Consider the following 11,968-nt stretch of genomic DNA (forward strand, 5'->3'; position numbering starts at 1 on the left):
CTGCCATTGAGCGGGCGAATCAGGCGATTGACGAGGTATTGTCAAAATGACCGAGGCTGACATTTTCCCGCTGCTGAACCCCGTATTGCCGTATAAGGTTTTCCCTTATGTGGCACCACAATCAGAGCCGCCAGTTACTCCACCGTGGTGTGTTTTTTCGTTCTACAGCCTCGATCAGGATGTGCTGAACGGGCAGGCGGGCCAGCTTAATAACCTGCAAATTGATGTTTATGCCGGGACCATTGATGAGGCCCGGGCGATACGGAATAAGGCCCGGTCAGCGATTGCCGGACTGAACCCCACGGAACTCAGCGAAACCCAAGGGTACGAGCCAGATACGAGCCTGTACCGCGCCACACTGGAATGCCAGATCTGGCAGTAAACCCACAAACTCACCCCATTGACTCAGCCGCCTGCGGGCGGTTTTTTATTTCCGGAGAATTATCCATGTCGAGTAAGTACGAAAAGGCCCAGGGCACGAAAGTGAGTATTTCGGCCAATGCAGCCAAAGAGGCCAATCCCCAGAATGCGGTCTGGCAACACATCGACTGTACCACCAAAGAGATCAGTTATACCGGCGGGCAAAAATCCGACATTGAAGTGACCACCCTGTGCTCCACCGAACAGGAGATGACCAATGGCCTTGCGGCCCCGGGCGAAATTACCCTGTCCGGCAACTGGTCCGCCGATGAACCCGGGCAGGATACCCTGCGCACGGCCTACGACACCGACGAGCTGCATGCGTTTAAGGTGGAGTTTCCCACCGGTAACGGGTATGCGTTCCTTGCCGAGGTGCGCCAGAACTCTTGGAGCGTATCGGCCAGCGGGCTGGTGACTGCCAGCTTTACCCTGCGGCTGAAAGGCAAGCCACTACCCCTGAAACCTACGTCGTTAACCAAAAGCACTTCACAGGGAGAATAAATCATGGCGAAGAAAAAACCTGACCTGCGCGCACTGGCACTGGCCCCGAATGCCGGCTTTCGCAGTAAAACCGTCACCGTACCGGAATGGGGCGATGTCACCGTCACCTTACGCGAACCCTCAGCGGGAGCATGGGGACACTGGCAGGCAGTGACATTACCGAAAGAGGGTGAGGAAGACACCTTGTCCATCGCAGAGAAAACGCACCGCAATATCCGGGGGGATGTCGTGTTGTTTATTGACGTACTCAGGGATGAGAACGGCGATCCGGTCTTTACCGAAGACGATATCGACACCGTGGCAGACATTTATGGCCCGGTTCACAGCCGTTTGCTGCATCAAGCACTGGAACTGATGGCTTCACAGGCGGACGCAGAAAAAAAGTAAACGAGCCGGTCACCTTTTTCATGATGACACTGGCGCTGCGGCTCGGCAAAACCCTGTCTGAGCTGCAACGGGACCTGAGCGCCAGTGAATTACTGTACTGGCTGGCATATGACCGGGTGAGTCCGGTGGGGGATGAGCGGGGGGATATTCAGGCCGCCCAAATCGCGGCGGCTGTGTACCAGTCACAAGGGGGCAAAGTCGCCCTGCGTGATGTCCTGCTGCAATGGCGTGAACCCGACGCAGACAGTGACCGTGCGCCGGGTCTGGAGGCCTTTTTATCTAACCTGTCCTGAGTAATTTCCTATGGCAAAATTACGTGAACTGATTATTAAAATTTCGGCCAATTCGTCTTCATTTCAGGCGGAGATTGCCCGCGCCTCCCGGATGGGGGCGGATTATTACCGGGTGATGGAAAAGGGCGGACGCGGGGCAGCGGCGGCCACCCGTGACAGCCAGCAGGCGCTGCGGGAACTCAATAACCAACTGCTGTCAGCCAAGAACGCCGCCGCCGGCATGGCAGGCGCCTTTGCCGGGATGTTCGCCACCGGGCGCCTGATCAGTATGGCGGACAATTACAATTCCCTGAATGCCCGCATCAAGTTAGCCACCACCTCCACGGAAGATTTCACCCATGCGCAACGGGAATTATTGCGGATCAGCCAGTATACCGGCTCCACCTTTGAATCCAATGCGGGGCTGTTTTCCCGCGTCTCAAGCTCCCTGCGTGAATACGGCTATACAACAAAAGACATTCTGTCCCTGACTGATGCACTGGCAACCGGGTTGCAAGTTTCCGGTGCATCCGCCGAAGAAACTTCCTCCCTTATCGTCCAGTTATCACAGGCCCTCGGGCGCGGCGTGCTTCGTGGACAGGACTTTAACTCGGTGGCCCAGTCCGGCCAGCGTATTATGAAAGCCCTGTCAGATGGATTGGGCGTCGCGCAGAAAGACCTGAAACAACTGGCGGATGCGGGCGAGCTGACCACGCCGAAGATTGTGCCTGCCCTGCTCAGTCAGTTGGCGATTCTGCATAAAGAGTTTGATTCGATGCTGAACAGCGTGAGCGCGGCGTCAACCCGCGTTCAGACTGCCTTTCAGCAGTGGGTGGGGGAAGCCAACCGGACCACCTCGGTCACGGCAACCTTATCCGGGGTACTGGACGGGGTAGCGAGGAATATGGATACCGTTGCCGCGGCTGGCATGGCGGCAGCGGGTTTATTCGGGGCAAGGGCGCTGGGTAACAGGGTATCCGCGATTGGTGCATCAACGTCAGCATTAATCCAGAACACCAGAGCTGAGATAAACAACGCAGATCAGGCTTACAGGAACGCTCAAGTTCAGGTGGCTAATGCCAGAGCTACTGAGCGTCAAGCTCAGCGTAATGTATTGGCGGCTCGTTCACGCATGCTTCAAACCACCACCGCACAGACATTCGCCGCGGCCGAAACGAGACTGAACAGAGCGCTGGCCGCAGAAGCGGCAGCACAGACCAGAGTAACACAAAGTATCAATGCAAGAGCCGCGGCACAGGCCCGTCTCAATGCAGTCACCTCGCTCGGCACAAGAATTGGCGGCGCCCTGCTCGGGGTGATGGGTGGCATTCCCGGTATCGCCCTGCTGGCAGGGGCTGGCCTCTACTATCTTCACCAGAGTCAGGAGCAGGCCAAGCAATCCGCACTGGGATTGGGACGAAATACCGATCTGTTGATTGAGTCGCTGAAAACCATGAGTTCGCTGGAGGTGAAGAAGCGAATTTTTGATACCCAAGACCAAATATCCGATCAGAACGACGCTATAGAAGTGCAAAAAAAGTTAGTAGCAGCCAGAAAAGCAGATATGGAGCTTTCACAGCGCATTGCCCGCACGAATGTTGGTAAAGAATCCACAAGCGTTCTTGAGACACTGGCTGAACGGACGCGTATTTATAACAACGAAGTGAACAATCTGGCTATCATGCAGGAGGGCCTAAGCAATAAGCAAAAGGAACTGAATATGTTACAGGCCAGTCAGTCGGGCCTGTTTCGTGACAATTATGTTGAAATGCTCAGAACGAACGATATCTTGCCGATGCTGACACTGGCCGGCTCAGATTTCAACCGGGTGCTGGCGGCGGGGAACCGCCTGCTGAAAGAGCGGACGACATTCACCCCGGTTCCCTTTGCGCTACCACCCGCCCCGCTGGACGATAAGCAACAAGCTTTCCTTAAGCGTTCTGAGCGCGACCGTGAACTATCGACCCTGCAAGGTGAGGACAGAATCAGAAGGCAGGCGGAATTTGCCGCCGAAGATCAGGGACTCAATACGCCAGAGCACCGGGATAATTACCAAAAATACATCAATAACACGGTAGCCAGCTATCAGAATGGCGAAAAAGCCAAAGAAGCGCAGGCGGCGGCGTCAAAAGCCGCCAGTGATGCCGCGAAAGCCGCCCGGGAAGCAGCGAGTGCACAGGAAAATTACCGCAATAAAGTGGCTGACCTGAATACGCAACTGGCCACAGAAGCGATCCGGTACAAGGAAGGCAACGCGGCGGCTGAGTTGTTTGCCAGCGCTCAGGATAATGTGACCAAGTTCACGCAGGCGCAGAACCGCCATCTGAACCAGCTTAACCAGAGACTGACAGAAACCAAACAGCGTTATCAGGACTTGCAGGCTGCCATAGAAGCCGACCCGTTCCGTCGTGTTGCCAAAAGAACCCAAGAGGCCACAGAACAGCTAAAGCGGCAGAATGCTCATGGTGAAATTAAGTCACCCGCCGAATATGCTTACCGAAAAGGTGAGATATGGAAAGAGGACGTCAGGGGTAACGCAGACGCCCGACAGCAATATGCCGTTTCTGCCAAGGATGCCCTGCGGGGTGACGTTGACCCGGTACAGGATTTGGATAACCAGCTGGCCCGCAAAAAAGCCTTGTATGACACCTACGCGGAAACGCAGATTATCAGTGAACAGCGTAAGAATGAACTGATTGCGGCAGCCGAAACGGAAAACAACACGAGACGCATTGAAGCGGCGAAACAGTTGTTTGCTGCCCAAAGCGCCTATCACGAAGTGGCAATCAACTTGCTTGATACCGTCAGCGAACGCATGAGCAACATGGTTACCGGTATGTTAACCGGAACTAAATCACTCAAAGAAGGCGTTTCCGAAATGTTCGCCTCAATGGCGCAGAGTGTCGTTCAGAGCCTGATGAAAATCGCGGCGAATAAGGCATTTGAAATGCTGGCCTCTTCATTCGGTGGCGGTGGCGGCGGCATGCTCAATGGGGTTGCTTCCATGTTCACCAAGAACGCCAAGGGCGGTGTTTATACCTCGGCAAACCTGAGTCAGTACAGCGGGCAGATTGTCAGCAGCCCAACTATGTTCGCCTTTGCCAAGGGTGCGGGGCTGATGGGTGAAGCCGGGCCGGAAGCTATTATGCCGCTTAAGCGTGGCCCCGATGGTTCGCTGGGGGTACGGGCTATTTTCCCCGCTGGCAATATGGGTGGCATGGGGGGTGCACCCAATATTCAGGTCTATATCACAGACTCTGGCGGCAGGAGTCAGGCTGCCAATGGTGCTGATGCTGCATTCGGTGAAAGTCTGGCGCGAGCCTTTACTCAGGTCTATTACGCTGAACGGGATAAAGACTTGCGGCCGGGCGGTGCGATTTTTAGGGCTATCAGGGGGCGATAATGGAAACCTTTTACTGGAGTCCCCGAACGAGTGCCTCTTCAACAGTGGATTTTGCCATCCGAAAGGTCCAGTTCGGGGATGGTTACACACAGGTATCCGGGGATGGCATTCATCCCCGCAGTCAAAAATGGACGGTGGATTTTGTCGGTGATGAGCCTTATCTCCGTGCAATTCTGGCATTTTTGGATCGTCACCAAGGGTATCAGTCCTTTATCTGGACACCGCCGCTTTCTGACAAGGGGTTGTATCGTTGCGAGGGTTATAAGACCAGTGCATTGGGCGGTAATAAATATTCATTGTCGGCGGAGTTTATTCAGGCACACCACCCCTAGGAGAAAATATGTTTAGTGCTGATATACAGAAACTGGCACCGGGTAAGACTGTCCGGCTGTATGAAGTAGACGGAACCGCGTTCGGTGCGGATGTATTGCGTTTTCATGCTTATGGGATACCCCTTACTCCCGACGAAATTGAGGCAGCGAAAAATAATCCTGATAAGTTCAAGCCAAAGTCCATTTGGTGGCAGGGGCGCGAGTATGGCGCATGGCCTGTTAAAATCGAGGGGCTGGATTTATCCAGTGACGGAAAGTCTGCCCGCCCGAAATTAACCGTCACTAACATCAATGGCCTGATTACTGCACTTTGCCTGCAATTTGAGGACATGGTGCAGGCAAAGGTGACCATCCATGATACCTTTGTGCATTATCTGGATGCGGTTAACTTTCCCGAAGGGAATCCGACTGCCGATCCCGAACAGGAACGCACACAGACTTTCTATGTTGACCGCAAAGAAGTTGAAACAGACAAGGAAGTCACCTTTGAGCTTGCCAGTCCTGCCGATCTGGAGGGGCTGAGAATACCCACCCGGCAGATACACAGCCTGTGCACATGGTGCTCACGGGGCTGGTATCGGACGGGTAAAGGCTGTGATTATGCTGGGAGCCGTTACTTTGATGAAAACGACAACCCGGTTGATGACCCCGGCAAAGATAAATGCGGCGGTCTGCTCAGGTCGTGTAAGTTACGATTCGGCGAAGATGAACCCTTGCCGTTTGGGGGTTATCCCGGTGCAGCATTAATCAGGCGGTGACGATGCGTGACAATACATTACAGGCAATATTTGAGCATGCAAAGGCGGAATACCCCAAAGAGGCCTGCGGGGTCATTGCTCAAAAAAGCCGAATAGAAAAATACTTCCCTTGTAAAAACTTAGCCCCTAATCCTGCTGAACAATTTCACCTTGACCCGCTTGATTATGCCAATGCTGACGAGTGGGGAACAATAACGTCTATTGTTCACAGTCACCCTGATGCGACCACGCAACCCAGCGAACTGGATGCCGCACAATGTGATGCCACTGAATTACCGTGGCATATTGTCAGTTGGCCGGAAGGGGATTTCAGGACCATTTATCCGCGTGGTGAGCTACCCTTAATAGGCAGACCGTTTGTGCTCGGTATCTATGATTGCTGGGGGTTGATCATGAGTTACTACCGTCAGGTGCATGATATTGAATTACCTGATTACCGCGTGGATTATCTGTGGTGGGAACGGGGTGAAAATCGCTATATGGATAACTGGCAGGAATGCGGTTTTAATGAGTTTAGCGGTGCCCCTCAGACGGGTGATGTGGTAATGATGCAAGTTCAGGCCGATGTGCCGAATCATGCAGGCGTGCTGCTGGAGGGTAATTTATTGCTCCATCATCTTTACGGGCAATTGAGCCAGAAAGTGCCTTATGGCGGATACTGGAAGGACAGGACAATAAAAATTCTGCGTCACAAAAACTTGCTTTGATAAATGATGACTCTGTTTCTGGTGCTATGATTTTGTTTTCTGGAATATTGGAGGACAGAATGAAAAAAATCTTATTATCAATGTTGTTGGTTTTGACTGGATGCTCAAGTATTCAAGATATGAGAAAACGAGATGCTGATCTTGAGTTTTCATCAAATAAAACTGCAAAAAATATTGCTGAATGCATCTTGTTCGGCTGGCAAGAAAAATCGCCAATGTGGGGAGGTGTTTATATTCAACCATATGGTAGTGGTTACACAATATATTCAGATGGTCAACTTGAAGTGACTGATATAATAAATAAGGACAACGGGACTAAAATCAATTTTTATTATCAAGGTGGATTGTTTGGTTCCAGAGCGGCTCACAGAGTGGAAAAAATAAAGAATTGCATTTGAGTCCAATAAGCCACCTTTAATGGGTGGTTTTTTTATGAGGTAATTATGGCTTTTATCGATGTTCCCATGCGCACCGTGCGCTTTCATGGTCCTCTTATTTCCCGCTTTGGAAAAGAATTTAAATATAAGGCACGGGATGCCCGACATGCTATTAATGCCATGCGTAATCTGTTACCCGGTTTTGAAAAATATATGTCCGAAGCGCATAAAAAAGGGCTGACATTTTCTATTTTTGTGGGCGGGAGAAATATCAGTCAAGATGAGCTGGAAATGACAAAAGGGACGGAGGATATTCATATTCTACCTGTCATTATCGGTAGCAAACGTGCTGGATTATTTCAGACTATTTTAGGTGTAGCATTGATTGCTATTGCTATGTTTGTGCCCGGTGGTCAGGTTGGTGTGGGGGTATTTGGTGCGGGTGGTTTAGCTGGGGGTATGGCTATGGCGGGGGCGTCATTAGCCCTCGGTGGTGTTGCCCAGATGCTTTCCCCTCAAATGCCCGGCCTGCGTATGCGTGAGTCGCCGGAAAATAAACCCAGTTACGCCTTTGGCGGGCCTGTGAATACCACGGCGCAGGGGAATCCGGTTCCCGTTCTGTACGGCACGCGTGAAATCGGGGGTGCCATTATCTCAGCGGGTATCTACACCGAAGATCAGCAATAACCGTCATTCAGTTTTTAGTTTCGCCGCACCTGCGGCTTTTTTTATGGGTGGAATATGGGACATCATCTTATTCAGGGCAGCAAGGGCGGGGGCGGCGGTGGATATACCCCCGTAGAATCACCGGACAGTTTACAGTCGATTGCCAAGGCTAAAATGCTGTTAGCTTTGGGCGAGGGTGAATGGGGGCATGATTTGGGTGCCACGCGAATTTACCTTAATAGGACACCACTGGCGAATTCCGATGGGGAAATGAATTTCACGGGTGTTAAGTGGGAATACCGTCCCGGCACGCAGGCGCAGGAGTATATCAAGGGGTTGCCCGCAGCGGAAAATGAAATCCGTCTTGGTACGGAGTTAAGCAGCGACACGCCGTGGATACGCGCTGTTTCCAATACTAAACTGTCGGCGGTTCGCATTCGGTTATCGTGGCCTGTTTTGCGGCACCAGCATAAAAATGGCGATACCACCGGCTACCGGGTCGATTATGCGATTGATTTAGCCGTTGATGGCGGGTCATACGAAGAAGTTTTGAAGACCGCAGTGGATGGCAAGACCACGACCAAATATGAACGGTCACACCGTATTGATCTGCCCAATGCCTCAACTGGCTGGCAGATCCGGGTCAGGAAATTAACCCCTGACTCCAAGAGTGAGAGCATTATAGATAAAATGTACATCATGGCCTTTACTGAGGTCATTGATGCGAAACTGCGCTATCCCAACACCGCGTTGCTTTATATTGAGTTCGATGCCAAACAGTTTCCTGACACTCCCCAGATATCGTGTAAACCTCAGGGCAGAATTATTCGTGTCCCGGATAACTATGATCCGGTTTTTCGCTCTTATTCCGGTATCTGGACGGGTGAGTTCAAATGGGCGCACTCTGACAATCCGGCATGGGTGTTCTACGACATTATCGTGTCAGAGATGTTCGGGCTGGGAAATCGTATCAATTCGGCACAGATTGACGAAACGGAGCTGTACCGTATCGCCCAGTATTGTGATCAGCCGGTGCCTGATGGCAAGGGTGGAAACGGCACGGAGCCGCGCTTTACCTGTAATGTGTATATCCAGTCCCGTGAGGAAGCGTGGACGGTATTGACTGATTTGGCAGCCATCTTTCGCGGGACGACCTACTGGGGGGCAAATCAGTTTGTGGCGCTGGCAGATATGCCCGCCGATGTCTCTTATATTTTTAACCAGTCCAATGTGATTAACGGGGATTTTTCCTACAGCAGTGCCAGTGAGCGCACCCGTTACAGTGTTGCGATGGTGAGCTGGTCAGATCCCGGTAATCATTATGCAGATACCATTGAGGCGGTCTCTGATGATGCGCTGGTACGCCGTTATGATATCAATCAGACGGAACTGACGGCGATTGGCTGCACCCGCCAGAGTGAAGCCCAACGGCGTGGACGCTGGGCATTGCTGACTAACTCGCGTGACAACGTAGTATCGTTCCGGGTTGGACTGGAAGGTCAGATCCCGCTGCCCGGTCACATCATTGGCGTTGCTCACAAAAACCGCGCAGGCCGTGTTATTGGCGGTCGTATCAGCGCCGTGTCAGAACGTAATATCACACTGGACCGCAAACCTGAGGCAAAGGCGGGTGACAGGTTACTGGTCAATCTCCCCGGTGGGACTTCACAAGGGCGAACCATACAGGCGGTTAATGACAATATCGTGACAGTCACGACCGCCTACAGTGAAACACCACAGGTTGAAGCGGGTTGGGCGGTGGATGCTAATGATTTGTTTGTTCAGCAATACCGTGTAATCAGTATCCGGGAGGGTGAAAACGGCACTTTCGAAATCAGCGCGGTTCACCATGACCCCGGCAAATATGAACGCATCGACACGGGCACCCGCATTGATGAACGCCCCATTTCGGTCATTCCGCCCGGCGTTCAGCCCCCGCCGAAAAAGGTGACGATTGGCAGTTACTCCGTTGTCAATCAGGGCATTGCCGTAAACACCTTGCGGGTGACATGGGAAGCGGCTGAAAGTGCCATCGCTTATGAGGCGGAGTGGCGGCGGGATAACGGGAACTGGATACCTGCCCCCCGAACTTCGACACAGGGTTTTGAGATCCCCGGCATCTACGCCGGACGCTATCAGGCACGAGTGCGGGCGATTAATGCATCTGAGATATCCAGTCTCTGGGCGAATGCACCGGAAACGCACCTGAAGGGGAAACAGGGCAACCCGCCGGCACCGATCGCATTCAGAACAACCCCGATTATCTTTGGTATCCAGCTTGACTGGGGATTTGCGCCCCAGACGGACGACACGCTGAAAACCGAGATCCAGTACAGCCCGACTAACGACGGTGAGGGGTTGATGCTGCTGGCGGATATTCCCTACCCGCAACGCACGCATACCCTACAGGGACTGTTAGCCGGGGTGGCGTTCTACTTCCGTGCCCGTCTGGTGGATAAATCCGGCAATCAGTCCCCGTGGACGGAGTTTGTCCGGGGCGAATCCTCAACGGATACGAGTTGGATAGTGGAGGCAACCGGCAACCAGTTCATGACGGCCGAGGCCGGGAAGCGGCTGCAATCCCAGATTGATTATCAGGCCGAAGCCAGCCTGATTAATGGTGCGGCCATTCAGCAAAATGCCCATGAACTACTGGTGCGGGATGGAGAGAACAAGGCGGAAATTAAGCGCCTTGATCGGGTCTTTGCGGATGAAAAAGAAGCTTGGGCGCAGTCCATCAAGGAAGTGAAGTCCAGTGTCGGCGAAAACCGTTCATCTATTTCAGAAAACCAGAAATCCATTAACAAACTGGGTTCGTCGTTTGCTGAAAGTGAGAAACAGGTTCAGGCGCAGTTTAAAAAGCAGCAGGCCATTATCAACACCAAAATGCAGGCGGAATTTGACCAGCACAGCAATGGTTACGCCATTCACAGCGTGAATATCACCCTTAAGCATAACGGCAAGGCATATAACGCGGCGGGTATGGTAATCAGTGGCGAAATTAAGAACGGCAACCTTGAATCGTATATCGGATTCTCTGCTAACAACTTCGCTTTTTATAACCCCGTTAATGGCAGACTGAACCCCTTTATGACGGTCAAGAATGGTCAGGTGTTTATTCGTGACGGGTTTATCGAGGACGGCAGCATTGATAATGCCAAAATTGGCAATTATATCCAGTCAAGAAATTATGTCGCAGGCCGGGCAGGGTGGAATATTGATAAAAGTGGCGGCGCAGAATTCAACAATGTGACCGTTCGCGGTGCTGTGCATGCAACCAGCGGCACGTTCTCCGGTACGATAGATGGCGCTGATGGTAATTTTACCGGCACAATCTATGCGAACAAAATTGTGGGTGATGTGGTATCTGTCACATTGGGAAATTTCTCATTAGGAGAAGTAACAGGTTATAACACTCAGGAGAGTATTTTCTTTCATAAGCGATTGAATGAAAAGATGCCCTATGACCGTATTTTCATTTATGGCCCGATAATGACCCAGCGTTATGTGAATTCTCTGGGTGGAACCGGGCGGGCGGAGGTTTTGGTCTATGCTGATAATGCCCTGGTAGCCAAACAAGGCTTTAGAATGGAATCCTCTGACAGAGGCCCGCAATGTATTTCTGGGACATTATTTACACCACCTGTAGTCATCCGCGCCAACACAACGCCCGTCATTAAAGTGGTTCTCGAAACCCAGGGGCTTGGATCAACATACTCCACCCCCGGCATGGGTATGTTGTTTAAAGCCAGTGGTCAGTGGTCTAACATGTGATAGTGAGTGTGTCATTAATTGAAAGGCGGGAAATCCCTATAGTTGCGCAGATGCTTCAAATCTGAGTCATGGTTGAAATTCCAACCATCTTTAGGGTGGGATATCACACTTTGGGTATTGTGATTTCCACCATACCTTTTCTTTTTGCACTCCACTAAATGATGACCGCAAAGTTTGTGCCCCTCTCCATGAATTATCACCTTAATGGGCTTTTAAATCCCATTAGCGAAAAATTTCGCTGATTGACAGGCCAAAGTGAGGTAACCATTCACCAGCCCTGTATTGACTAGCAGGGAAGCAGATTAAAGACATCCGGATAGGGCTGTTTTCGGGTCACCGCTGTCGCGATTTCACTGAGTACATCCAGTGCC

Annotated in this window: 11 protein-coding genes; all 11 read left to right on the forward strand. The window is 51.9% G+C overall.

What is annotated here, in order from left to right; translation table 11 throughout:
- Nucleotides 1–46 precede the first annotated feature (46 nt).
- The 11 genes from gp17 to AAC854_RS19005 all read left to right on the forward strand — a co-directional run bounded on the left by gp17 (nucleotide 47) and on the right by AAC854_RS19005 (nucleotide 11,597).
- Nucleotides 47–382 carry a tail completion protein gp17 gene (gene gp17, locus AAC854_RS18955; protein ID WP_340618472.1) on the forward strand — a complete coding sequence of 112 codons (336 nt, stop codon included), beginning with the start codon at nucleotides 47–49 and terminating at the stop codon, nucleotides 380–382.
- A 65-nt stretch (nucleotides 383–447) separates the two neighbouring features.
- The gene (locus AAC854_RS18960; protein WP_340618473.1) at nucleotides 448–921 is read left to right on the forward strand and encodes a phage tail tube protein; all 474 of its coding nucleotides are present in this window, start codon (nucleotides 448–450) and stop codon (nucleotides 919–921) included.
- Nucleotides 922–924: 3 nt separating this feature from the next.
- A complete protein-coding gene (locus AAC854_RS18965) occupies nucleotides 925–1,308 on the forward strand; it encodes a phage tail assembly chaperone (RefSeq protein WP_340618469.1) in 384 nt (127 codons plus the stop codon).
- Between the two features lie 20 nt (nucleotides 1,309–1,328).
- Nucleotides 1,329–1,601 carry a phage tail assembly protein T gene (locus AAC854_RS18970; protein WP_340618474.1) on the forward strand — a complete coding sequence of 91 codons (273 nt, stop codon included), beginning with the start codon at nucleotides 1,329–1,331 and terminating at the stop codon, nucleotides 1,599–1,601.
- A gap of 10 nt (nucleotides 1,602–1,611) precedes the next feature.
- On the forward strand, nucleotides 1,612–4,983 hold the full coding sequence (locus AAC854_RS18975; protein WP_340618475.1) for a tape measure protein: 3,372 nt from the start codon (nucleotides 1,612–1,614) through the stop codon (nucleotides 4,981–4,983).
- Nucleotides 4,983–5,315 carry a phage tail protein gene (locus AAC854_RS18980; RefSeq protein WP_047964832.1) on the forward strand — a complete coding sequence of 111 codons (333 nt, stop codon included), beginning with the start codon at nucleotides 4,983–4,985 and terminating at the stop codon, nucleotides 5,313–5,315. Before AAC854_RS18975 ends, AAC854_RS18980 begins: the two co-directional genes overlap by 1 nt.
- An 8-nt stretch (nucleotides 5,316–5,323) precedes the next feature.
- The gene (locus tag AAC854_RS18985; RefSeq protein ID WP_047964831.1) at nucleotides 5,324–6,073 is read left to right on the forward strand and encodes a phage minor tail protein L; all 750 of its coding nucleotides are present in this window, start codon (nucleotides 5,324–5,326) and stop codon (nucleotides 6,071–6,073) included.
- A 2-nt stretch (nucleotides 6,074–6,075) separates the two neighbouring features.
- Nucleotides 6,076–6,780: a C40 family peptidase gene (locus tag AAC854_RS18990; RefSeq protein WP_047964830.1), complete on the forward strand. Its 705-nt coding sequence runs from the start codon at nucleotides 6,076–6,078 to the stop codon at nucleotides 6,778–6,780.
- Between the two features lie 59 nt (nucleotides 6,781–6,839).
- The gene (locus tag AAC854_RS18995) at nucleotides 6,840–7,178 is read left to right on the forward strand and encodes a hypothetical protein (protein WP_047964829.1); all 339 of its coding nucleotides are present in this window, start codon (nucleotides 6,840–6,842) and stop codon (nucleotides 7,176–7,178) included.
- Nucleotides 7,179–7,223: 45 nt separating this feature from the next.
- Entirely contained in the window at nucleotides 7,224–7,844 is a 621-nt protein-coding gene (locus AAC854_RS19000) for a tail assembly protein (protein ID WP_084728617.1), read from the forward strand.
- A 54-nt stretch (nucleotides 7,845–7,898) separates the two neighbouring features.
- Nucleotides 7,899–11,597 (forward strand): TipJ family phage tail tip protein, encoded by a 3,699-nt coding sequence (locus AAC854_RS19005; protein ID WP_340618476.1) that lies wholly within the window; start codon nucleotides 7,899–7,901, stop codon nucleotides 11,595–11,597.
- Nucleotides 11,598–11,968 lie beyond the last annotated feature (371 nt).

This window comes from Xenorhabdus entomophaga (assembly GCF_037996725.1).
GTDB classification, from domain to species: Bacteria; Pseudomonadota; Gammaproteobacteria; order Enterobacterales; family Enterobacteriaceae; genus Xenorhabdus; species Xenorhabdus khoisanae.